Annotated in this window: 22 protein-coding genes and 3 pseudogenes; 6 read left to right on the top strand and 19 right to left on the bottom strand. The window is 40.2% G+C overall.

What is annotated here, in order from left to right:
- Positions 1-520 precede the first annotated feature (520 nt).
- From B0H50_RS11705 to B0H50_RS14015, 4 genes and pseudogenes are all read left to right on the top strand, one after another.
- Positions 521-742 carry a hypothetical protein gene (locus B0H50_RS11705; protein WP_015731874.1) on the top strand — a complete coding sequence of 74 codons (222 nt, stop codon included), beginning with the start codon at positions 521-523 and terminating at the stop codon, positions 740-742.
- On the top strand, positions 739-1,143 hold the full coding sequence (locus B0H50_RS11700; RefSeq protein ID WP_109587808.1) for a putative toxin-antitoxin system toxin component, PIN family: 405 nt from the start codon (positions 739-741) through the stop codon (positions 1,141-1,143). The genes B0H50_RS11705 and B0H50_RS11700 overlap by 4 nt, the downstream gene beginning before the upstream one ends.
- 74 nt (positions 1,144-1,217) lie before the next feature.
- Positions 1,218-1,679 carry a DDE-type integrase/transposase/recombinase gene (locus tag B0H50_RS11695; protein ID WP_109587807.1) on the top strand — a complete coding sequence of 154 codons (462 nt, stop codon included), beginning with the start codon at positions 1,218-1,220 and terminating at the stop codon, positions 1,677-1,679.
- Positions 1,642-1,785, top strand: a pseudogene (locus tag B0H50_RS14015) (AAA family ATPase); the annotation flags it as partial. The gene B0H50_RS11695 and the pseudogene B0H50_RS14015, both read left to right, overlap by 38 nt.
- 192 nt (positions 1,786-1,977) lie before the next feature.
- On the opposite strand, the pseudogene B0H50_RS13915 reads toward B0H50_RS14015, so the two are convergent.
- The 17 genes and pseudogenes from B0H50_RS13915 to cps2T all read right to left on the bottom strand — a co-directional run.
- A pseudogene (locus tag B0H50_RS13915) lies at positions 1,978-2,076 on the bottom strand (NAD-dependent epimerase/dehydratase family protein); the annotation flags it as partial.
- Positions 2,077-2,202: 126 nt separating this feature from the next.
- The gene (locus B0H50_RS11680) at positions 2,203-2,838 is read right to left on the bottom strand and encodes an HNH endonuclease (RefSeq protein WP_100426661.1); all 636 of its coding nucleotides are present in this window, start codon (positions 2,836-2,838) and stop codon (positions 2,203-2,205) included.
- 34 nt (positions 2,839-2,872) lie between these two features.
- Complete coding sequence (locus B0H50_RS11675; RefSeq protein ID WP_109587806.1) at positions 2,873-3,892, bottom strand: AAA family ATPase; 1,020 nt, start codon at positions 3,890-3,892, stop codon at positions 2,873-2,875.
- 191 nt (positions 3,893-4,083) lie between these two features.
- Positions 4,084-4,322, bottom strand: a pseudogene (locus B0H50_RS13910) (NAD-dependent epimerase); the annotation flags it as partial.
- Positions 4,323-4,577: 255 nt separating this feature from the next.
- The gene (locus tag B0H50_RS11665) at positions 4,578-5,261 is read right to left on the bottom strand and encodes an acyltransferase (protein ID WP_109587805.1); all 684 of its coding nucleotides are present in this window, start codon (positions 5,259-5,261) and stop codon (positions 4,578-4,580) included.
- Positions 5,262-5,525: 264 nt separating this feature from the next.
- Positions 5,526-6,701 (bottom strand): polysaccharide pyruvyl transferase family protein, encoded by a 1,176-nt coding sequence (locus tag B0H50_RS11660; protein ID WP_109587804.1) that lies wholly within the window; start codon positions 6,699-6,701, stop codon positions 5,526-5,528.
- Positions 6,698-7,888: a Coenzyme F420 hydrogenase/dehydrogenase, beta subunit C-terminal domain gene (locus B0H50_RS11655; RefSeq protein ID WP_109587803.1), complete on the bottom strand. Its 1,191-nt coding sequence runs from the start codon at positions 7,886-7,888 to the stop codon at positions 6,698-6,700. The genes B0H50_RS11660 and B0H50_RS11655 overlap by 4 nt, the downstream gene beginning before the upstream one ends.
- A gap of 2 nt (positions 7,889-7,890) precedes the next feature.
- Positions 7,891-9,015 carry a glycosyltransferase family 4 protein gene (locus B0H50_RS11650; RefSeq protein WP_109587802.1) on the bottom strand — a complete coding sequence of 375 codons (1,125 nt, stop codon included), beginning with the start codon at positions 9,013-9,015 and terminating at the stop codon, positions 7,891-7,893.
- Between the two features lie 15 nt (positions 9,016-9,030).
- Positions 9,031-10,077 (bottom strand): polysaccharide pyruvyl transferase family protein, encoded by a 1,047-nt coding sequence (locus B0H50_RS11645; RefSeq protein WP_109587801.1) that lies wholly within the window; start codon positions 10,075-10,077, stop codon positions 9,031-9,033.
- A complete protein-coding gene (locus B0H50_RS11640; RefSeq protein ID WP_109587800.1) occupies positions 10,074-11,240 on the bottom strand; it encodes a Coenzyme F420 hydrogenase/dehydrogenase, beta subunit C-terminal domain in 1,167 nt (388 codons plus the stop codon). The genes B0H50_RS11645 and B0H50_RS11640 overlap by 4 nt, the downstream gene beginning before the upstream one ends.
- The gene (locus B0H50_RS11635) at positions 11,237-12,769 is read right to left on the bottom strand and encodes a lipopolysaccharide biosynthesis protein (RefSeq protein ID WP_109587799.1); all 1,533 of its coding nucleotides are present in this window, start codon (positions 12,767-12,769) and stop codon (positions 11,237-11,239) included. The genes B0H50_RS11640 and B0H50_RS11635 overlap by 4 nt, the downstream gene beginning before the upstream one ends.
- The gene (locus tag B0H50_RS11630) at positions 12,766-13,785 is read right to left on the bottom strand and encodes a glycosyltransferase family 2 protein (protein WP_109587798.1); all 1,020 of its coding nucleotides are present in this window, start codon (positions 13,783-13,785) and stop codon (positions 12,766-12,768) included. Before B0H50_RS11630 ends, B0H50_RS11635 begins: the two co-directional genes overlap by 4 nt.
- 2 nt (positions 13,786-13,787) lie before the next feature.
- Positions 13,788-14,789: a glycosyltransferase family 2 protein gene (locus B0H50_RS11625; RefSeq protein WP_109587797.1), complete on the bottom strand. Its 1,002-nt coding sequence runs from the start codon at positions 14,787-14,789 to the stop codon at positions 13,788-13,790.
- 18 nt (positions 14,790-14,807) lie between these two features.
- Positions 14,808-16,076, bottom strand: coding sequence for a hypothetical protein (locus tag B0H50_RS11620; protein ID WP_109587796.1), 1,269 nt, complete (start codon positions 16,074-16,076; stop codon positions 14,808-14,810).
- On the bottom strand, positions 16,060-17,046 hold the full coding sequence (locus B0H50_RS11615; protein ID WP_109587795.1) for a glycosyltransferase family 4 protein: 987 nt from the start codon (positions 17,044-17,046) through the stop codon (positions 16,060-16,062). The genes B0H50_RS11620 and B0H50_RS11615 overlap by 17 nt, the downstream gene beginning before the upstream one ends.
- A gap of 1 nt (position 17,047) precedes the next feature.
- Positions 17,048-18,334 (bottom strand): glycosyltransferase, encoded by a 1,287-nt coding sequence (locus tag B0H50_RS11610; protein ID WP_109587794.1) that lies wholly within the window; start codon positions 18,332-18,334, stop codon positions 17,048-17,050.
- Between the two features lie 64 nt (positions 18,335-18,398).
- Positions 18,399-19,562 carry a beta 1-4 rhamnosyltransferase Cps2T gene (cps2T, locus tag B0H50_RS11605; protein ID WP_109587793.1) on the bottom strand — a complete coding sequence of 388 codons (1,164 nt, stop codon included), beginning with the start codon at positions 19,560-19,562 and terminating at the stop codon, positions 18,399-18,401.
- A gap of 398 nt (positions 19,563-19,960) precedes the next feature.
- On the opposite strand from cps2T, the gene B0H50_RS11600 reads away from it, so the two are divergent.
- Entirely contained in the window at positions 19,961-20,413 is a 453-nt protein-coding gene (locus B0H50_RS11600) for a Panacea domain-containing protein (protein ID WP_109587792.1), read from the top strand.
- Between the two features lie 350 nt (positions 20,414-20,763).
- Here B0H50_RS11600 and B0H50_RS11595 read toward each other — a convergent pair whose 3' ends face one another.
- Positions 20,764-21,888, bottom strand: a complete 1,125-nt coding sequence (locus tag B0H50_RS11595) for an AAA family ATPase (protein WP_109587791.1) — start codon at positions 21,886-21,888, stop codon at positions 20,764-20,766.
- A 348-nt stretch (positions 21,889-22,236) separates the two neighbouring features.
- On the opposite strand from B0H50_RS11595, the gene cas6 reads away from it, so the two are divergent.
- Positions 22,237-23,091 carry a CRISPR system precrRNA processing endoribonuclease RAMP protein Cas6 gene (gene cas6, locus B0H50_RS11590; RefSeq protein ID WP_109587790.1) on the top strand — a complete coding sequence of 285 codons (855 nt, stop codon included), beginning with the start codon at positions 22,237-22,239 and terminating at the stop codon, positions 23,089-23,091.
- 443 nt (positions 23,092-23,534) lie between these two features.
- On the opposite strand, the gene B0H50_RS11585 is transcribed toward cas6, so the two are convergent.
- Positions 23,535-24,342, bottom strand: an 808-nt coding sequence (locus tag B0H50_RS11585) for a transposase (protein WP_408609878.1), incomplete at its 5' end; no start/stop codon positions are given.

The raw sequence follows: 24,342 nt of genomic DNA, 5'->3' as shown, positions 1-24,342 counted from the left end.
ATCATATTTTAGAAAACCTTGCAATATTTTCACAGGGTAGAAATCAGTTTTTCCCAATAGTTATGCGGGCTGGGCGGGATTTTAAGGGACGACTAGCCTAGAATCTGATGTTGGAACAAACTATTTTTGCGAAAAACCCTTGACACTACCAATCCCAGGCTTCGCAGCCTGAGGATTTCGCGGTATTTGGTCATTAGACCTCCTGTCTATTTTGTTCGCACGGAATTGTGCAGGCCAAAATTAGACAGGTTTCCTTGTCTCCGGAATCGCGGTTTCCGTTTGACCGGTACGCCGGTTTCCATTACTCCGGTTTCATGGTGTAATTCACTCCGGAATACTCAGCAACGGAAAGGTTGCACTCGGCTATCGGGTACCAGACCCCCGATGAAGTTTTTGCAGGCAAGATGGACTATCTTATTAGCTTTGCCAAAAATGTCCAAGTTCAACTTGGGCGGGACAATAGGGTTGGCAAACAGCACATAAATAATGTATATTCCTATTTAGAAACATGGAGCGACCTGTGGAAACCGTCCTGAACCCGACTCAATTGCATCTTCTGAAGATGTTTTCCTTTGCCAAGGATTCTAAATCTTTGGAAGAGATTCGTGTTGCCCTGACGGATGTTTTCGCCAAGCGTGTCGAGAACGGCATGGATGCTCTATGGGAGTCCGGCGAGTGGGACAACGAAAAAAATGAAGCCGTCCTGAACGAACACCTTCGGACGCCTTACAAGAACATATGAGAATTGTTCTTGATACGAATTGCCTTTTAGCATCCCTTTCTAAACGGGGTGCTTATTTCAATGTCTGGCGCGGCTTACAGGAAGGCAAATACACTCTTTGTGTTTCAAACGAAATCCTTGACGAATATGAAGAGATTATTGGACAAAAGACAAATTCAATAATCGCTTCGAACGTTATCCAAACCCTATTGAACGCGCCTTCCGTAGAACTTATCGACACTTTCTTCAGGTTCAACCTTATAAAGGATGATCCAGACGACAACAAGTTTGTCGACTGCGCCATTGCTGGGAATGCAACCTTCATCGTATCGAATGATTCGCATTTCAGCGTTCTTCGAGAAATAGATTTTCCGAAACTAATCTTGAAGAGTTTGCAAGAATTTTCCGTCATACTGCAATAGCTTCAAGCCGTGTCCACACCCACTAACAAAAATATACATTCGTCAAGACAAAAGCCTTTTCAAGGCTAAATAACTTGGTACATGAAGATGCAGCCCTCGTCGTACTTTGGCTTAACATGACGCTGCAATTATGGGGAAGCTTACACTGCCACTACATCCTGCAGGACGAACGCGTCCGCAGGGCTACAATGCACATCAACCGCAAACCCGGCGAGCAGATCGAAGTCGACTGGGCCGGAGACCCCGCATACATCATCGACCCCGAAACGGGGGAACAGAAAAAGGCTTACGTGTTCGTAGGCGTTCTCAACTACAGCATGTATGCCTACGCGGAGGCCTTCCCGGACGAAAAACAGAAGTCATGGAACGACGCACACATCCACATGTTCGAGTTTTTCGGCGGAGTCTCGAAGATGCTCCTGCCCGACAACTGCAAGACCGCAGTGACGCACAACAGGAAATACGCGGACGAACTGAATTCGAGCTGGGTAGCTGACAGGCGGTCTTGCGAACCCGTTGACGGATTCCATACTTGACAGGATAATCCACAACGCCTATACGATAGACATCCGCAGTTCCGACCCGCACAAAGACATCTCCATGCGGGAAATCTACGGACTGGATAAAAAGTTAAGCCGCTAGAGCGGTTTCCTGTATTCCGGTCTGGCGGTTTCCGCCATTCCGGAATGCCGGTTTATTTTCGCCGGAATATTCAGCAAAGCAACGGAAAGGTTGCACTCGGCTATCGGGTACCTGACTCCCGATGAAGTTTTTGCAGGCAAGATGGACTATCTTATTAGCTTTGCCAAAAATGTCCAAGTTCAACTTGGGCGGGACACTATCAAGCCCGACAACCTCGTCCCCGCGGGCCGAAAGCATAGCCATGATTTTTGAGGCGATAAAACCCGCCGCACCTATCACAAGAATCTTCATTTAAGCTTTTGAAAGGGGAAAGCCTTCCCCCCTCGCTTCAGCCACGACACGTCGCGTCTTCCGCTTCCCCATCAAGCGGGGCCTCACACGCCGGCCCCGCAACGCCCCGCTTAGATTCTAAAAAAATTATGCACGATTCCATCTCACACAGTCTGCGAACTTCAACATCAAAGCAGGCGTTTCTGCAAGAACGGAATACTTAAAGCCAAGATTTTCTGCTTTTATATCGAGCATCTGCTTGATTTCTGTTTCGTTGTCGCCTTGCTCCATGTAGCGAAGAACTGCTTGCTGAAACACATTCATCTGTTGGATGAATTCTTTGTAAAACCTTTCTTCACGCGTAGTGCGCAATCCGGGGCGAGTCCCGTTATACATGCGAGAGAGTAGCGCCGCTGTCCGATTCAATGATCCATTCGTTTTCTGCACCTTGAACAGCACCCTGTTTACAGAGAAATCGACTTTTTGCGACATTTCACATTCAACATCAGTCCTGGAAGGATTGCAAATATCATCAAAGCTATTCGATTTCTTTTGATTGCAATACCCACATGCAACAAAAAGATTCTCCCAGCAATTTTCTTTTTCGGGACAATTATCTCGACTTTGCAAATGCTCCACCTGAAAATCGGTAGAACGCTTGCGTTCACAGAGATAACACTTGTCATCTTGGTCGGCGAGAATTGCGGCCTGCACAGAATCCGCCCCATACCCCTTTTGAGCTAATTCAGCCGGAGCAACAGAAGACTTGCGTACGCGAATCATTTTGCCCCCTTGGCCAAATACCTGCGTTTTTGTTCTAGGATTCGGCCAAAGCGCCGTAGGAATACTCCGTAAGATCAGTCAATTCTTCACTATGCTCCAAATCATACGCAATAGCGTTTGGCAATGAACTCAGAATAAATGGAGAATGCGTCGCAACGATAAACTGAACGTTCGGGAACAACTTTGCAAGAATTGGCATAATTTGCCGTTGTAAAGCCAAATGCAAATGGGTCTCCGGCTCATCAATCAATACAATGCCAGGTTTATCATACGCCCTGACCAAAGAACCCGGTTTTTGCATTCTAAGAATCATATCGGCAACTATATCCAAAGCCGCAGCATACCCAGCGGAAAGTTGTGTAAACTTGAATTTTTTCCCAAACGAATTTATATAGAACGAATAATCTGTATAATCAAAATCGAGTTCAAGTTTTGAATCGCCAAATAGATTGCGAAGCACATCCTGGAAACTATTGAACCAGTTGTTTATATTTTCTGCGTCCTGGTAGTTTCCTTCATTACGAGCAAGAGCGGCCTGCACCTTATTATCGGCAAGAAATTTCAGGAATTGTCCCACCTTATTGTGGGATAAATCATTTGGTCTGGTTAAATCAGGCTTTTCAATGGAATGAACTTCTTCGAATTTGGGATTACGGAATGTTTCATAATAAGCAAGAATAAAATCGTTATTGCCATAGGCATCCGTCATAGCTATCGGGTCATTAAATTCTATTACAACCTTACCGAAGTAAAGTTTTTTTTCATCCTCTAAATTTTTAATTGCCTGTTGATATTGTCTTTTTTGGTGTTCGGGCGTAGTGTCGTTAATAGCACTTTTCCAAGACAAGATAGTATTCTCTATGTTCAATCGATTTGCAGATTTGTCGTTACAAACCAATTGCAGGTGTTCCGCAATAGCTTTAATCAGTTGCGTCTTGCCAGAACCATTCTGCCCGGTTATCAGCAAATGCTTTGGCGAATCGCCCAAACTAATCGTAAATTCATTTAAATGAAGTATTTGGTTTACTTGGATTTGTTTGATGTAGAATTGCATAAAAACTATTTCCTATTTTACACCCTAAAAATACATAATTCATTTTGACACTTTGTGACAAAATGAGATTATTTTTTGAAATACAACGAGAAAAAGCGCAAGAGGGGCGTTAGCCCCCTCTTTTGCGCTTTTCTTAGCTGAAATTTGCCCTACCTCAGCGGGTTCTTGTCGATCTTGTACCACTTCATGAACTCGGCGATGCCGTCGATGTAGGTAAAGTCGCAAATCATGTCGCCATTGTTGAACACCTTGATGGGCTCGCCCTTCGAGATAGCGCGGGCAAAGAGCATCGGGCTTGTCGGGCTGAACTTTTGCTCTTCTTGCTATCCGCATACAAACCAACCGGGTTGTCAACCTTGTCGTCTTCGCTGTAGGGCACCTTGCTGTTCAGGCCATAAACAGAACTGGAAGACGCATAGAGCAGATGCTTTTGTAAGCTTCCCCATGAGTCGCGGAGGGGGAAGCGGCAGCAAGAGCGCATTTCGTATTTTATAACTGGGGATACCGCAACACAAGCCTTCATTATATATTGAAATTTTCCACGAAAACAAAGAAGGATTTCCAGGATAGATTGCAAAAACATCGTGTCCCAACAACTTTTGGGCATGCATCAAATCGATTGCATACTTTGTCAGTCCACCGCTCCGCATTGGAGGAAAACCTAAAATGTAATGGAGAACACGCATTAATATATCTTTCTTATGATTTTTGAGGGAACGCCCCCAATTAAAACACCATCCGGGTATTCACCACGAACAACGGCGCCCGCAGCCACGATGCAATTATTTCCAATCTTTGTTCCATCTAAAATGGTGACTTTCGCCCCAATCCAACAATTATCTCCTATTTCAACACCACCCTTTGAAACAACGCCCTGTTCTCTTATGGGTTTTGACGCATCCTTAAAAATGTGGTTTTCAGGGTGTATACTTACATAATTTCCAAAAATAGTATTACTTCCAATTTTAACGAAACCCGCACCAGAACCATAGCGACCATGCGTTCCAAAACCAACATTATCACCAACGACCATGCCCTTTCCCAAAAGGCTCAAAGAGCCCGTCAATTCAATCTGTGTTTGATAACCTATAGACACATTTTCGCCTAATACCAAACCATTTTCAGACAGGGCATCAATCCGGCAGTTATCCGCTATAGACAAATTCTTTTTAAACATCATCTTTGAAGCACAGCGAATAGAAGCACTCGGAGAGACATATACTCTTTTCAGCGTTCCCAAACGAATCATGCCATAAATCAAACCTACCATTCTGGATAACATCGTTCCCAGAAGATAACTCGAAGGAATCCGTCTATCAATCCTAATTCCATTACCTTTTACCTTTTCAAGTAATGAATGAATGAACATCACATTTTCCCTTTAACAACTGTTTCACGCAATAATACTTAAATCCCAAGCAATCACTAAAGTGGTCGGGTTTTTCCGACAGGAAAAACCGGTTTCTTAATTGAACTTTTTTCCTTATGCGGCCGGCTTCAGGACCACATGGTTAAAATATACCTCCGAGGGTGTGTGGTTGTCAAGGTGGGTAGCTGACAAATGCATGTAAGCTTCCCCATAATTGTAAGCTTCCCATAATTTTTTATTCCATATTAAAATTTCATAGAAAATTTAAGATTGTATTTTTTCACACTCACTATTTTTCTTTAAAAATTCTACGACTTGAGATGTCTTGCGATAAGATTCAAGATAATCATTTATACTTTTATAATCTATTTCTTTGCACACTTTAGCAAAATCGCCATCATAAAACCGATCCGTTATCGATAAGGAATTCAATAGCGATTCCAGTCTTGGATTGTTATTTCCTTTGTATTTTTTCTGATTTACATAGAGAAACTGCTTGTTGAAAATAATCGAGAATACTGTTCCGTGAAAGCTGTTTGTAAAAACATATTCAGCGTTGTCAATCAAATCTAGCCATTCTGGAATACTTGGGTAAGTTTTTTTATGAAAGTTAAATTTGAAACGATCGGTGTTTCCATTTACATAAATAACTTGCATTCCTTGATTTTTTGCCCATTTATAGAAAGTGGACAGCGGGAAGGGTGTTGCATCATTTAGTAAATACAATAAAATGTATTTGCCATTTTGTGGTTTGCTTTTGTTGTCGATCAAGTTTCTGTAATCAAATCTATCTAGCATCAAAGTTGGATCAAAATGGTGAAATACGTTTTCTACACCAAATGATTTGCATATTTCAATGCCATTTTTTTCTCTGACAGTGATTAGGTCAAAACGTTTTAATAAAGTTCCAATCTTTTCTTTGTACGGAGAGCTTGATGTTGTTGTCCCTAGTGATGCTGCAAAGGATATTTTTTTTGAGGCGTCTGGTACATTCTCTAAAAAAACATATGGTATTTCGCGTTCTGCGTAGAAACAAAGCATGTCGTCGACATTCCAAATTTGGTCCGAGCCAACTACATATAGCGATTTTTCTGGCAATAAAGATTTCATCTGTTCAGAGGATTTTAAAACTTCTTCTGAATTAGAAATGTATTGATCAATAAATGACTTAAAAGACCTTTGTGCATCATTTTTTTGATTTCTTTTATATGAGAATGCAAGAAATTTTCTTTTTAGAACGCCACCTATTGTAGCTAAAATACCATACTGCTTTACCGAGGCGTTTATTTTTTCTTTAAAAGATAATGTCGAGTTTGACGAAAAACGGATATTTGTCGGTTCATATCCGTTTTTTTTCAGAATTGTTTGTACGGCGTAATTTTGTAAAACTGTTCCGTAATTACTTTCAGAAAACCAATATGTTATTATTCCAGCCTTCATTTTTTTAATATCCCTTTTACAAAGTCTTTTAATGAACGTGGAAATAACTTTAGAATTTTCAGCTTGAGCATGTATTTGAATCTGAAAACAATGCTGGACTCAGGGAACTGACTAAAGAAAACATTATTTGGCAATGCGTCAATATTTTGATAAACGAAATCTCGTTTATCAGCTCTTTCATAAGGCCTAAACAAGTTCTGCTTATCTTCAAGTACTCCATCTACTTTTATAGATAAAAGATTGAGCTTGCTGGCTATTTGGGAAAAGTATGTTTCACCTTTGGACGAATTTATCAAACAGATGCTGACTCCATTGTCGTTCATTAATGTTGGATTGACTTTTTGTATTTCATAAAAATCACCAATTGTTAAGTCTGCTGGTCGTTTTAATGATGCAAATTTACAGGTGTAACAACTTTCGCGGTATGTTTCGCACCTAGAAAAACTACTATAATAAGGATCACATGCACCATCTATCCGATGGACTTTTGACTTTGTTTTTGCTTTGCCAATATGGCTCCAGCCACACATGTCCTTGTCTCGGAATCCATAGTAAATGATTTTCTCGTTCCATCTGTTTTCAAGCCATGTAATGTATTTGTCAAATAATTTTTGACTAGGAACACCGTGGCAAATCAAGTCAATCGTTAATAAGTTGTCGTAATCTTTTTTCAAAAAATGTTTCAAACCGGCTATTTGACAAGGGGTTCCGCTGTACAAAACAACAAGACCCTCGTCTAAACATTGCTTTGTTTTAGAAAAGGAATCTCCAGTAGAACTTTCAAGGTATTTTGACCCTTTTTGTTTTTTTAGTTCATCGTAGTTGCGAGCAATTTTCTGGGAAAGTTTTAGTTTTTCATCGAATACTGCTCCAAAGGTAACGCCTCCATTGTCTATGATATACTCTGCGATGGCAGCAAACAGTCCGCCGGAGGAACTGTCCATTATTTTCTTTTGGTCTTTTAGATACGCGATATTTATCTTTTGCTTATATGTAGAATCGCTTATCTCCATATGCGAAGGACAACGACTTAAGCATATTCCACAATCAATGCATGAGTCATTAACAACAGGGTAGAAAAAACCTTCCTTGTTTTCGACCATGGATATAGCATGTTTAGGACAGCTTTGCTCGCATGAACGACAAGAATAGCATTGTTTTTGATCTACTTTAAGAATATTGTTCATTTTTATACATCCTCAATCAAGGAAATAATTCTATTGCATTGTGTTTCCACAGAATATTCTTTTTTGAATTTCAAGGAAATGTTTTCCAAATTATGTTCTTCCCTCGTTTTGCCTAAACAATCAAGTATTTTTTGAGCAAGAGCATTCTCATCACATGTTGGCGTATAGTAATGCACCATACCCATTGTTATCTCTGGAAGTGCAGTTTCTTGCGATGATATAACAGGGACCATGCATATTGCAGCTTCGATAGGAGAATATCCGAAGCCTTCCATTAAAGACGGGGTGACAAAAAGATCTGCATTTTTATATAAGCTTGTTAATTGCCCGGGTGTTAGATTTTCATCAATCAACACAATTCTGTTTTCAAGTTTATTTTTCTGAATTATAGGTAAAAGATCGTTGGACCAATGCGAAGTGACTTTACCTTTTATTACGAGAATGTGTTCTATTTTATCTTTAATTAAGTTGAATGCTAAAATAAGAGTCCTCAAATTTTTGTATGGCAAAATTGTATTCACGTTTAATATGTATGGTCCAGTTTTCTTAAAACGGCTATAAAGTTCTTCATTTGCCATTTCCACACTGTTATGAACAACTGAAATAGAGCTTTCGTTTATCCAGGTATGCTTAATGATGTCCTGTTTTGAATAATCAGATATGGTTAAAAAACGAGTTACTTTTGATGACAAAAATCGCATAATCAAGCGAAAGAGGGTTCCTTTGATTGGCTGCTTTTTCTTTAAAATGAAAGTTTGTGCATCGTGTAAAACCGCTAAATGAGGAATGCTGGTAACTACATAGGATTCATACGAAAAATAAGGGCTAAAAAATACATCTATTTTATATTTATTTATGATTTTTTTTATCTGTTTTTCATTTATGATTCCGTTTAAGTGAGGAATCTTAGAAAGAAAAGATTTTCCTTTTCTTTCTAACGAAACCAAAACCGCGTTTGGACAATTTTCTTTCACTAAGTTTTGGTTTGATTCATTTACTAATAAAAAAAGGTTTATTCGACTGTTAAACTTATCAAGGATTCCATTTACAAGACGATATGCATAAATAAAGACTCCAGCAATGTAGTCTTTCTTTATAAAGGTCATGTCAATTAAGATGTTCTTCATAACAAGATTCCTCTACTACAAATCGCACTTTTCAAAAAAGGAAAGAGATTTTTCTTTTAACTGATTTAATTTTTCATTTACAACGTTCCAATCGCAGGTTGGCATTATTTGAAACGATTCAACAAAGTGGTCTTTTAAGTCAACTGATTCAAGAAGTGTTAGAGAACGAGCATCACAGCCATCATTTAGTTTGACACACAGGAACTGTTTCTTGAATAAAATGCTGAAGACAGTTCCGTGAAAAGATGATGTGACTACAAAAGCGGCGTTTTTTATAAGCCCTAAAAAATTTTCAGGGGATGAGGTTAAGCTTACGCAGGAATTTTTCATTGCTAAATCGGGTGAAAGATATATAATCTTCTTACCCAGTTGCCTTGACACAGCCTCTGCAATTTTCTTGACCTTGATAGATGCTCTAACTTGATAAACCAATATGTAAGAGTCTTTTTTTAACGGAGCATCCGCTAGATTGCTCCATTCGTCTTCTGTCAAAAGCAGTGTTGGGTCAGGAACTAAATCAATTTCAGATTGTCCTGAACACAAAAGAAGTTCTTGAGCCAAGTCATATTCTCTTACACTTATTTTTTTAAAATTTTTCAAATGCGAAGCAACGATGTTTTTATCAATTTTTGTTAAAGCATCCCCCATACTAGCTGCGTAACTGAATACATTTTTTCCTCTTTGGCAGGGGGCGTTCCCCCAATACATGTCATCAAAGCCCACTGTTATATTGGTGTTCCAAACTTGATCACTACCGATGACGAAACAATCAACCTTTTCTGGGGTTGCTAGTTTGAAGATTTTTTTTTGGAAAGATTCGAAAGACGTAAACCTTTTCTTTCTAAAGGGGAGAAGAAAAATTTCTCGAACACCTTTCAAGAAATTTTTACGAATAATACGTTTGTAATTCCACCATGCGTAATAATCTACAAGACAACGCTTTGCGTAATCTATTATAAATACTTCATGTCCTCTATTTTGCAAGTATTTTTGCAAAGCAAAACACTGCAAAACGGCTCCATAATTGTGGGCAAAATGAAATGTTAAAATACCAACCTTCATTTTTTCATCCTAGCAATCAATTTTTTCACATTGAAAAGTAAAATTTTTGCTTTATAACGCCACCCTAGATCTCCGTATCTCTTTAAAATATATTTAATACCATATTTGTTGAAATCATGTTCAAACTGAATTCGCATCCTATGAACCGATGAAGGGTGTTTTAAATTTGGTTGCAAGCATTTTTCAAGTTCTACCGGAAAAAAATAGACGGATGATTCTACAGAATGGAATAAGTCCAGCCCTTTTTGCGTATTGCACAATATCAGGGATATACCTTTGTCATCTTTATTTACGTCTGCGTTAGTTTTTTCCCATCCCCAGAAGTCAGCAATCGTAATGTCTCCGGGTTTCTTGGTGTTTGCAAAATGGCAAACTCCACAAGATTGTCGAAACATTATATGCTTATAAAACAAATAGGTATATGAAAGATATGATTTCCGTCCTTTCTGTGAGAATACAACAGATTCTCGATGATCAGCCCAACCAAACATTTCTTTATCTCTAAAAAAGACCTTCGTTATCGAATCTTTCTCTTTCTTTTCAAGATAAGAAAGATATTCTTTCCACACGTAAGGACTAGGGGTTCCATGACAAACAATGTCTATACAAAATAAATTGTCAAGGAATTGGCTTGCAGAATGTTTAATAAAAGATTTTACACCGGCTACTTGACATGAGGTTCCTGAAAAAAGCACTTTTTTCCCGGCTTTTAAGTCTTCTTTGACTTGAGATAACACAGAACCCATATCGCTTTGAACGTATTTGCTGCCTTTAAATTCATCACGTTCCTCTTTCGTTGTTGCTCGCTTATGGGCAACACGGAAATGATCTTTATAGCCAGCTCCATAAACTGTTCCACCTTGATCAAGAATCCAGTCCGACAAAGCAATAAATACTGCTCCACTACGACTTGATACAACTTCTTCTATATTTTTATGCCTAACCCCAAAAGGACGAGGGTTATTAAAATCTATTGGTTTTTCGTAATTTTCATTAAAAGAACATACCTTGTCACATAAATTGCATTTTATGCATAAATCTTCATTTACCGTAGGATAAAGAAATCCTAGAGAATCTGGAACCATTGAAATTGCCTGCTTTGGACATATATTTGCGCATGCAGAACAGCCACAACATTGTGTTTTTTCTTGAATTTTAATCATCCTATAAATTTCCTTTTCATCGCAAGCATCTTATCTTTTATTAAAGAACGCTCTTTGTGATTGCAACCAACAAAGTAAATGGTGGCGATAACAGATGTTAGAGATACTACCAGAGATATTGTGAATTGTTCAAAGCTCGTTTCTTTATTATAAGAAACAATAACGGGTAGTATTGATGAAATAATCAAAACGAAAATTACGTTTAGATAAACCTCTTTTAAATAAGAAAAAACGGGTAATTTGATTAAACTTTTTAGCATGACTGTTCTAGCAAAAAAACATGCTTGAGAAAGTATTATAGCAACAACGAATACAGTTTCTGAATTTCCTCCGTACTTTAATAGAATGAGGCTTATCGGGAAATTAAGCATTTGTAAACCGCCTACAACTAATTGATAATTTCGGATTTTTCCAGTTGCTAGCATTGCTGTAATTAATGGACTTGAAATTGATTCTGATAGAGAAAAAATCATAATGAGTTGGACAAAGTACGTCGCTTCTTTTGGAAAATCGCCTAACCATAAGGTTAGCAAATACTTTGCGTTTATAATAATCGGCATGGCAAGGATTAATAACATATAAAAAGATATCCTTGACCCGAGAAATAGAATTCTCATCATATAACTGTAATCGCCTGAGGCATAGGATTTTGTTATCTGAGGATTTAATGCTGTCGTAAATCCCGTGACAAATTGCATTACTGCGTTGTTTACTTGTGTGGAGATGCCTCTCGCTGCGTTAACGACGGGTCCAAAGAAAATGTTAAGTAAAATGTTGCCGCCTTGATCTCTTAGAATACTGCTTGATGCTCCAATGAAATTCCATCCAGCAAAACCGAGCATTTCTTTGAATATGGTTTTATCAAAGCATATTGATTTTGAACATTCTTCAAATAATTTTTTGCAGCAACAGCCGTATATTAAACGAACGACGACCGCAACAATACTCATTAAAAAGGAATAAAAGACCAGTTTATCTATTGTTGCAATAGAAATGGCGTACGCAACGAATAATTTTGCAAAGACTTCAAAAATGCTTATGTAAGCGAAAAGAGACATCTTTTCATGAGCTATGATTGCGGCGTTGTACGGAACACTTACTAGTCCGACTGCGAATGTAATCAATGAAAAATGAAATACCCACAAAGCAGAACTAGTTCTTTCTAGAGGAATGTTCATTTTGTTGTTTATGAACCAAATACCAAGTATTTCTGCCAAGAGAATTATAACTACAGCAAAAACTAGCTGTATCGAAATGGACGTGCCAAAAACTAATTTTAAACGACTTTTGTCATTCCGTCCTAATTCAAAAGTGAAGAATCGTTGAATGGCGGCAGAAATTGATCCTGTCAGCATGGAACACATCGCAACAACTCCACCAACAACATTATAAATGCCAAAATCTTCTACACCAAGAGATTTTAAAACAACGCGCGAAGTATATAGTCCAGCTAGCATGACTATTATCATTCGGAAGTACAGCAATAGTGTGTTTTTTGCTAGTCTTTTTGTTTGGTTTTGCTCGGTCATTTTTTTAGCGATTTCTTCTTATACAATAAAAACAAAAATACGGTTTGAAAAAAATATAGCTTGAAATGCAAGCATAAATTCCATATAGAGTCCTTTACGTTTTTTTGAATCCTTATTTGAGGTGCTAATTGCATACTTTTTAATTCATTCCATGTATCAAAAAAAACAGTTGAGTCTTTAACATTGTTTTTTTTGAAGTTATTTACAAGGATGTTGAAGCATAGTGTCATCCAGTATTTAGAAAGTACTGCATCCCAGTTAATGTTGATTCTATTCTTGTTTTTTTGTATAAAGGCGTACTCCTGCAATTCGATAGACACTAAATTGCTCTTGTGACTTTGTGTTGCCGAATTGTCATTTAATCGGTAATGATATAAAGGCTCATCAACCACATAGATTTTATCACAAGCCATCACATAGTTGAACATAAAGCAAGCATCTTCACTTAAAGACATTCCTTCAGGAAATCGAATGTTTGCTTTTTTTATTACACTTGCGCTTAATAGTTTTCCCCAAACAGCTCGAAACGCCAATCCCAAGTCAATGTTAGATGTATGGTAGTTGTAAAGTTGTTCTATCAGAATCTCTCTACAAAAAATGTGTTTGTCATGCAATGAAAATGGAATAAATCTCTTAAATTCACCCCTAAATTGACAATAATTGAAAGCTACAGAATCTACGTGGTGTTCCTGAGCCGTCGTAAGTAAAAATGAAATCGCGTTTAAAGAAAGAAGATCGTCGCAGTCCATGAACAAGATGAACTCGCCTGTTGCTAGATCTAAAGCGTGATTTCTTGCTACAGAAACCCCTTCATTCTTTTTGCTTTTATAAACGATGCGCTTGTCTTTTTGAAAATACTGAAGACAAATGTCTTCGGACTGGTCTTTGGATCCGTCATTTATAATGATGATCTCTAGATTCTCGTAAGTCTGATTTAAAACTGAATCCAGGCAATCTCGTAAATATTTCTCCCCATTATATACAGGGATTATTACTGAAACTTTAGGTTTGTTCATATTTAGTACTTAGAGGAGAGAAGTTTCAAAAAGGAATAGGTGACCTTTGGATTCAATTTTCGAATGAAAAAAATGAATAGAAATATTTTCCAATTAGATTGTTTGAAGGAAAAGGACATTTTGTTTAACTCATATTGAACAGATCTTATTGTATTGAGACTTTGTTGTTGAGAAACAGCAGAGGACATCATTCCTCTAAGTCCATAGATACAGCCACTTAGCAGTTTTCGACAACACCAGCTAATGTCAATTTCTTTGTATTTTGTCAACAAAGCTTTTCTACATTCGCAATATTCAAAAAAACTATTTAAATATTCGTTATAAGGAATTTTACGGCGGGTTAATGAAGCTTGTCCCTGGGTAATGATATAGTGATATCCTGTATATCCAATATGGTAAATTCCATCGCAATGGTTTAGATATCTAATAAAAAACAGCATGTCCTCGCAATATGCGGACCCTTCCATAAAACGAAGTTTGTTTTCTTTTATAATCTTTGCAGAGAACAATTTTACATATGGTCCCAAACTGGATTTTTTTAATCCTTGTGATAAGCAACAAAAATCTTTAACGGAGAAATAACCCAAAGCAACATCGCTTCCGTGAATAACGGACTTTACCTGTTGATTTTGTCCGTTATAACAATCATGATATTCATTTTGAATGACTAAAATGTTTTCATGGATGGGATTTTTAAAAAAATGTTCGATATATTCCCGGTCTATGTAATCATCAACATCAACAAATAGAATCCAATCTCCGGAAGCTTTTTCAATGCCATAATTTCTTGCAGAACTGACGCCTCCGTTTTCCTTGTGCAAGGAGATTACCCTGCTGTCAAAAATTGCATACTCTTTGCATATTTCGAAAGATTTGTCGGAAGAACCGTCGTCAATTAACAAAATTTCTGTTTCTGTAAAACTTTGGGATAAAATTGACTCGACACATCGTGCGATAAATTTTTCCGCATTGTACACGGGAATGATGACACTTACCTTATTCATAACAACATCTTTATTTGTCTAACGATTGGACCTTTCTTCGGAATATGTTGCAGGCAAAGATTTACGTTCAAAAAAAAGTGTAGTACTCATAAATGCAAAAAACAACCATTGCATATATGTGTTGAATCCGATAGCCATAAAAAAGAATAGCCAAATAACTAATGGGAATGAAATGAATTTTCTCATAGTAAAAAATCTTAGGGCGAATAAAAAAAGCAAACCGCATAATAAGCCATAATCCAGAAAAAATGCAGGAAATAACCCTCCTGTTGCGTTTCCTTGCTCCATTGCATTTTCATGACCGAGTAATCGTACAATTGTATGTTTTTTTGAATAATCGATTCCATGCCCAAACCAAACATTTTTTGAAAAGAAATCAAAATCCTCAATATAAAAGATTATGGGATTAATTCTTGCTGCAGTGCTGAGGTCTGTTTTTCTGATTTGTTCGGTATCTAATGAGACTGCAGCCACTATAGATTGATATAAGCGGTTGTAACTTTCATATTGTACCATTTTTTTATGACCAACGAAGAAAATGAGTGCGCATGCAATACCAAAAAAAACAAAGAACTTTTTGTATTCTCTTAATAAGTATAAAGAAAAAAGTACGATTCCGAGCAACGCATGACTACTTCCACACGACAGCATTACGTAAAAAAAAGAAATCCAAACCCATCTATCCTTTTTTATGTTTTTTCGTACGCTATACTTTTGTTGCTTTCGAATAGTTTTTGATATTGTTAAAAATGAGTACATGAAAATAAGCATTGTTCCGGCAATATAAGATGGCTCATGAGCAAGGGAGTTTAGCTTAAATATGTTTGTAAATTTCCAGCATTGGTTCAATACAGGTAATCCGAGTAATGTTGAAACTTGTTGAATGACCAATACGATGAAATATGCGTAAATGATCTTTTTAAGAAATGAACAAAAAACGTCTATTTTTAAAAGACCTTTACACAGTAATCTGTCGTAAAAGCAAAAAGAAAAGATGAACATTCCCGCATAAAGGAATGTCCCAATGCGAAATGATTTTCCGTTTAATAAAGCAAATAAACACATGCACGAATAGAGCGCGTAAAAAGGAATTTCGCGTTTTCTAAAATATGGAGTCTTAAAGACCATAATCGCTAAAGAAACAGCCATCACAACGATTAGCATTACATTGAATGAATTGCGAATTAATCCTAGCGCATATAGACTGGTTGCTAGAGAAAACAAGTACACTAGCATCCAGGTGCTTAAAGAGATTTTCGCTTTTAGCATATTAATTACGGAAGGCATTCTCTAGTATCTCCGAAATTTTCTGCAAGGAGTAATTTTCATGTATATGCCTTTGTAAGGCTGGCTGGTTTGTTTTTCCGTTCAAACAAGATTGTATCGCTTTGCCGATTTCGTCAATATCATATGGATTGACTGGTGTTGCTAATCCGTTGTAATATTCCTGCGGGCCGCCTAAGTTAGTTATCACAACGTCGCAGCCCATAGAAGCAGCGTCTAAAGCGACAATTCCGACCCCTTCATTAATACTGGGCAGGGCGAATACCTTTGCTCGTGTATAGTGCGAAAGCAAATCCTCTTTGGAAAGAAAACCTAAATAAGAAATGTTTTTGACATCTCCGATCCAGGAATAGATTGTTCGTTCTTCTTCGGAGTTTCGTAGTTTCCCGGCAAGTTTTAGCTCAAAACCGTATTTTTTTGCAGAATCAATTAACCTTTTGACATTTTTGCGAGCGTCTGCTAAGTAACTGGCATGAAAACAGTAGTTTTCGCGTTCAAAGTTAGTTACTTCAGGCTTTAGGTTGAAAGACAAGGGAACCTTTAAGATTTTCTCCTTAGGAACATTCCATCCTTTTTCAACGTACTTGGCTTCAAACTCTGATCTTACCAGAACATATTTTACGCAGGGAAAAATGCGCTTTGTTTTATAATAGCGGTTGTAGATTTTCAGCCTTGAACATCCCCAGTTAGAAATTGCTTTCATCATAAAGATGCTGAAATCAGGATCTAATACAGGAGCATAATAAATATTTGGATTTACCTTTGAGACTGCATTGATGTAATCAACGACAAACTCGTTGTGCATAAAGAAGAGAATCGCATCGAATGATTTCCAATCGTAATAATTCCAGCTTTGAACTAAAACAACTTCATGACCACGTTCTTCGAGGCCTTTTTTCCATGTCATTCCTTGACTAACAACGCCATGACCGCTATGTGTAACAGGAGCACCAATAACAAATGCGATTTTCATATTAGTTTTCCTTATAGCATAAATCGTGGATTTTTTTTGTCATAACAGAAATCGAGTCAATATTGATTGCGCTCATGATGTTGGAATTCATTTCTTGCAGTTGCCGAGAATTCAGCTGTTTGATCGTATTTTTCAAAGTGTCGCAGCTGAAATTTTTAACGACAATGCCGCATTTACTGTCAAAAATATCTTTAGCGCCGACATTTTCACTTGTAATAACGGGTGCACCAAAACTTAGTGCTTCTAAAACGGTATAGCCAAAAGTTTCATACCAAATACTAGGAGCTACCAAAACATCCGTTTCGTCAAAAATTTGCTCCAGTTGATCATACGTATAACGCCCATGTATATTCATGTATGGGGCTGCATCTATTGGAGTGAAGAATATGTTCAGTGTAAAGTTCTGGCGCTCTTTGTACAAGCCGTCCAAACACTCTTTTAGCAAAAAATACCCTTTTGCCCCATTTTGAGGTCCTAGGTAAGTAATGCGCAGACAATCATTGAAAGTTTTAATCTTTCGATTGTCCTTAATACTTGAATGAGTAATAGGAATTATGCAAGTATTTTTAGGAATAAAGAACTTTTCAAAGACGTTCTTGGTTAAGGTGCTATTATAGTGTATGGAATCAAACAAATCAATCATACTCCCGTAGTAATTACGGAGAGTCTTGTACCTGATCGATGATTGTTCGGTGGCAATCCATGTATCTGTATAATTATTCTCTTCTTTAAAATAATTGTCTCGATGCCCCTTACGAATTTTTTTTACCAAAGGAGAGTCTTTAAGGAACCTATACACAGGAGACTGCAGTATCTTGATTTTATTCAAAGATAATGCCGATTTATTGCAATGTTCGCAAAGAGTGCAATCGGTTGCTTTTGAACAAACCTGACCATTACGGAACAATGTTACCTTGGGGCAAACCGCAAAAAAGTCATGTACTGAAAAAACTAATCGTATCTTTAACTTTTGGGCTTCTTCTAAGAACTCACGATGCAAACCCATAAAGGTATGTACGTGGATTACATCCGGTTTTTCTTGCTCTAGAAATTTTTTGAAGCATGAAGAATTGGTGCTTTTTGTAAATTCGTTAATGTCAAGTATGCCCTCGTCGAAGGACACTGGGAGCGGATTTACTATTTCAAAACTTAAGATGCCAAATTGAGGGTACTGCTTCTTTATGGAAACTTCTTTAAAAAGAAAGTTCATTTGGCCGGGCCAAATAAGTGCAACTTCATTTCCGTCTTTTTTCTGTTGAATCATCAAATCCATGCAGAATTTGGTCATTCCTCCGGATCGATATGGAGGAAAACCTAACGAATAATGAAAAATCTTCACACCAACTCCAGACTTACTTCACCCACACCTTAGCATACTCTCCGGAAATAAATTCCCAGCTGTATGCGTCTGCGATGCGCTTGGTGCTGGCGTCTGCCAGTGCCTTGATTTCGGTTTCGATCATGGCATCGGCCTTTTCGATGATGTTGGCCAGGTCGCCTTGGGTCTTGTTCCAGTAGATGGCGGTATCTTCACCCACTTCCTTGTTGAAGCCAACATCCAATAGCAGGTTCAAATCAGAACTTGCAAGGGCTTCCAACAGGCTAGGATTGGTGCCGCCGACTTCGTGCCCATGGAAGTACCCGTAGGCCTGCTCGCGGATTTTCATGAGCAGTTCCTGGTCGTACACGGTGCCCACGAACTTGATTCGCGGATCCCTGTCGAACCTGGTCTTTTTCTTGAGCTCGTCGAGGAACGACTCGTTCACGTTGGTAATGAGCGCGAAGTTCTTGGATGTCTTGCTCAGAATGAACTCGCGGATCATGGTCTCGTAGTTGTTCTCGGGCACAAAGCGGCCCACCACCAGGTAGTATTCCTTGGGCTTCAGGCCCTTTTCGGCGAGCCAGTCCGTAAACTTCTCGTCGTTGTCGGCCAAGCGGCTACGGCGGATTTCGGCACCGTAGGCGATGAAAGTCGTCTGCGGGTTATACTTGGCATAGCTTTCGCGGATGTATTTTTCGATGTTCTTGCTGTCGCAAACGAGCAGGTCGGCATGCTTGACCATGTGCTTTTCGGAATACTTCCAGTACTTGCGCACGGGCAAGGGCCACTTGGCACGGAGCCACTCGTGACCGTCGGGGTTCACGTAGAACTTGCCGCCCAGCTTGTGGATTTGCTTCCGGAACTTCCGCGCAAACGGACCGATTCGGCAGGCCAGGCAATACACGATAGGGTGCGGAATCTTGTTCTTCTTGATATAGGCGATGCTCTGCTTGATGGCCAGGACATCGTAGGCGATGGCCGCCGCCGCACCGATTTTCGGGACTTTTACCTTGAAGCAGCGAGCGTTGTGATACTCAAACTCGCTGTTTTCTTCGGCCTTACACGCCACATGGTACTTGAAACGGATGTCATCCTGGTGATATTCGGTCAGTTTATCGACGAAGGTTTCGTACCCGCCGTATGCCCCTGGGATACCCTTGCTGCCAACTATGAAAATATGCTGAACATCTGCCATAAATCAAACCAAATGGGCGCCCTTCCCCAGTCTACGGGAAACTGCGGGGTGCGGTCCGGCAAACAAAAAGTCACTAGTCAACGTCATCGCGAGGGTCTCGTCCGTTCAATGTACAGCAATCCGTGATATCCGTTACCACAAATTGCGTAATACCGTATAAATTTAGAAAATTACGAAATTGTTGCAAGGGGGAGGGTACATGATGTATGGCTGAGGAAAGCGCAAAATTACATGCAAGGCAGCACAATTTCGGGCTTCCGGCAGGGACTTGGGAAAAATTATGAAAAAATTTCAAAAAACTATTGGCATTCATGCAAAATAGTGTACATTTGTATAGTAATTGTTTGATATTGCCGCCATAGGCGGCAATTAGTTATATTTAAGTAAAGGCTTACGATATGCCCAGAGCACTGCAAATAGCAAACAGGTTAATCAAGTTCGCCGAGCTTGACACCGCGAACGGCGGCGAGCTTCTTTCTAACCTGAAGCTCCAAAAGTTGCTATACTACGAACAGGGCTTTCACCTGGCCTTGTTCAACAGCCCATTATTCTCGGACGACATCGAGGCTTGGATGTACGGATCCGTAGTCCCGTCCGTTTATGACTACTACAAGAAATTCGGAAGCAACGGAATCGTTCTAGAAGACGATCCGCAACTTATTCAGCTAACCCCACAGGAAGAAGACCTGCTGTTCCAGGTTTACGAGCGTTACAAATCCTACTCTGCCATAGGGTTAATGGACCTGACCCACGGCGAGTCTCCATGGATAAACGCAGTTCCTCACGACAGAGGCACCGTCATCTCGAACGAATCTATGAGAACCTTCTTCCTGCGTCAACTTGATGGCTAAATTAAAGAAATTAACCCCTACACCTAGCGCCATCAGCAACACCCAAAACGACGAAATAGTCTTCTCGTTCAAGGGGCTGAAAAGGTATAGTTACGACACGGCATTGCCGGAATAGAAAGCCTAATTGTTATGCGCGCCACCGGCGACAACCACGCATTTTTAGGACACAGAATCGGAAATCTATTCAACGTGATATTCATTGAATCTGAATTCGGTGACATCTACAACCACGGGAAATAGGAAGCCTAACACTCCTCGCTAGTACGCTGGAGCGCAGCCCGCTAGAACAGCATGAAAAAGCCCCTTCGAGAGTGTAGAACGGAATTTAACATTTTGTATACTACAAAATGTTAAACAGATTCAAGCCAGCGACTCAAGAAAACATTATAAACGCAGTAGTTTTTGCCCTTTAGCGAGAGAGTTTCAAGCAAAAGTTCCTTTTCCACAAGCGATGTGACAATCCGTTTTACGGCTGCAGCGGTTCCCAGTTTATATTTATTCAAAAAGCTACCCGCCGTGGGTTGTGCAACGGAGCCTTCCTTGGCAACCGCTTTCAAGAACTGCCACTGTTTATCCGTCAGCAAGTTACGACGTTCCAAGAAGCCATTCATTCCCTCTCGCAAAATTTCGGCACAAGACAGACGCACATCGGACAAAGTAATTTTCTTGCCAGCATCACGGAACAAGCGGTGGCAAAGATACTGCACATAAAACGTATGGCAACGGGTCCACTCCAAGATAAACTCAAGAGCATCGTCATCAATGCGACGACTCCCCATGCCAAACAGTTTCCTGATAAACGCGCCATAGATATCCGGCTGGATTTTGTCGAGATAAACAACATGCGTACTTTCGTAGAACGGGCTTTTTTCGTTCACAAACATATCCGTCATGATATGCTTTTGGCTCCCGCAAAACACGAAGCGTACATTTTTTAGCGGCTGGATATAGGTGCGCAACAGCGCCTCCATATTCACTCCCTTAAAATTGCGGATAATTTGGAATTCATCAAATGCAATGACAAACGTCTTTTTTTGGGAACCTAGGAAATCAAAAATACTTTTGAGCGTAGAAAGCTTCTGCCCATCGTTCTGGTACGTAATGCTTACCTGTGGCGAACCCGAAACAGGGGCGTACGACACCAATGGACGAATTCCCGAAAAAAACGAGAAGAACTTCTTTAAAGTAGGCTCGGCCTTCACAGTTGAGACAATGGATTCCGAAAGGAGTTTGACAAAATCCTCCAGATTGTCTGCCGAGTAAATGTCGCAATAGCAAAGCGTCATGGAGCGGCGTTTTTTGGCAAGTTCATCAAAAACGTGATAGACCAATCCCGTTTTGCCATAACGACGCGGAGAAATCAGCGTCACATGGATGCCGTTTTGCAAATCGTCTATAATATCCCGTGTTTCTCTTTCGCGATCGCAAAAAAGTTCAGCGCTTTCGTAAGGGCGTAAAACAAAAGGATTTTCCATAGATATCTCCATTTAACATTTAGTAATATACAAAATGTTAAACAAAAAAAATCAACAGGAAATATGAACATAACAAAAAAAAGGTGACCCCATAGTCCTGGAGTCCCTTCTTCTAACCACAACACAATTGAATGTTTAAGGAGTATGCCTTATTCCACATCCTTGACCAGACGGACAGAAGCGTATTCTGGATAATCTTCGTCGTCAATTTCATCAACACCATCTTCGAAACGCACACACGTGTAGAATTTTTCGCGACCAATCGCATGGCTTATCGGGTCAACCGTTTTTTCGACACACCAAAATCGTCAAAATTGTTTATCTTTTCATCACCCAAAACAGAGACCTATGTTCGCAATTCCGCACCTCCAAATTACACGTATCTATTACAGGCTTGTTATCGAAAACTACAAGCGTTTTTTCAGGTTTCCAGAAGCGGGCATACGCGGAGCACTTGGTTATTACCTGTACGATGAAATCACCAAGGATTTTGCAAGCCCCGCCCACCGTGAAAACTGCACGCACCTTTACAGTGCGCTCCTTGGCCCATTGCCGGGCACACCCGCACCGCCCGAAGGTCCGCAACCCCGTTCCATAAACCTGCGATTTTTCGCCTTGCCGCAGGAACACGACAAAGCCGGGCTAGAAATCACCTTCTTTGGACTGTCCAGCACACTTTCCGATACACTCGAAAAATGCCTGACCGCTCTTGGCGAAGAAGGTATCGGACACGATGCGACACGTTTCTACATCGACGGGATGCGCCCACCAACCGTCACAGACATTGCAGATGTTCAGGTCTCCAATAACGATTCGCTCAAGCTCGTTTTTTTCACGCCGACAACATTTAGGCACTACCGCAAGGAATCCACAGACTGGAACCTTGAAATGTTCTCGTGGAACTTGCTACAAAGAATCGAGTTGCTCTGCAAGGCTTACGGCAGTATAGACGGCACAGACTGGAACTTCGACGAACTTTTGCAGGATTTACTCGCCATGGAATCCCAGGCGGCAACCACCAAGACAACAAGGTCTCGACTGAGTTCTCGCCAGAACAAGCGCATCGACTACTCCGGATTCACCGGCACGGTGACCCTAAAGAACATTTCCGAAACAGCGAGAGCGCTCCTTTCGATAGGGGAAATGGTCGGAGTCGGCAAGAACACCACCTTTGGCGGCGGGCGATACGCGATTACCGTATAGAAAAAAGTTTACAGCTGATTTTTTGCGTTTTTTCGCGAAAAATGATGTATATTTAGGGTATTGAGGCCTAGACCCGCGAGTTTGAGCAGTACATTCTAAGCACCGGCAAAAATGCAATCAGGCTACCTCGTTGAATATCAACGAGTTATACAAAAATCCTCCGAAAAAAGTCGATTTGGAGGTAGTGCTCAAAAAGTCTGGCAGAAAAACGCCCTCTGGAACCCTTGATTTATAAGGCCTCGGCGATGCCACCCTCCGAAAGCATTCCACGACATACAGTGGATTAAGACTTGCGAGAGCTTCCAAGAATCCCTTGACATCGTCTCCGAAAGCATTCCACGATAAACCACGAACCCCATTTGCGTTTTTGCTGAAAAAAAATTTCAGGCTCTGCTTCGGCGGGGCCTTTTGTGTTTTGTACTACATAGTTGACCCTTAAAAAGTCACTTTGCGAGCGCAGGATAAGGAGGTTCGCCGTTTTTATTCACCCCTTCCCGGCAAAGGAAGCAACAGTACAGCCATTCCAACAGGGCAAAAAAGCGCCTCATGGCCCTCTTGAAGTTGAACGCTGCCGCAGCAAGCTTTGCATTGAGTATGTCGCCAAAGATTCCCTTGTAGAAATTTCTGCCCATACGGTGGTCGCTTTTCAGGTGGCCGTTGATAGGCTCGATGCCCGCCCTCTTGCAAAAAAGCTTGTGAGCCTTTTCCTTCTGGTAGTAAGTCGCGTTTTTCTTCGGGACGTCCGGTATTACGATCTTTGTCGTTCCGGATTCCTTTTGTCCGCGGTAGCCCCGGTCGCATGCGGCCCGGCTCGGCCTGAATCCAAGCATTTGTTCAACATGGTCAAGCGTATCGTCTATCGTATGTCCGTCATACTCGTCCCGGAACGAGACCGCGCCGACAATGATGCCGCTGTAGCTCCGGGCGATTGACACCTTGTTGCCGAACTCGTATTTCTTGTGTTCCTTGCCCTTGCCGATGCATTTTACTTCGGGCTCGTGTAGCGAATAGACCTTGTCCTTGTCGCACCTCTTCTGCTCCAAAACTTTTTTGAAAAGCTCGATTTTTCCTTTGTACGTGTTCAACAAGTTCTTGCTGGCGAGATTTCGCTCTAATTCACGGACGAGCCGTCCCGCGATTGTCTTCAGCCTGCGATCTGCCTTGTGAGCCTTCTTGCCGTTCTTCGGGTGATTGCGGAAACGCTGGTCACGATGGACCTTCTTCAAGGTTCTCTTGTAGGACTGTCTTTGC

The organism is Hallerella porci (assembly GCF_003148885.1).
In the GTDB taxonomy this organism is placed as follows: domain Bacteria; phylum Fibrobacterota; class Fibrobacteria; order Fibrobacterales; family Fibrobacteraceae; genus Hallerella; species Hallerella porci.
Note: the sequence above shows the minus strand (reverse complement) of the source record. Positions and strands in the feature narration are given on the sequence as shown.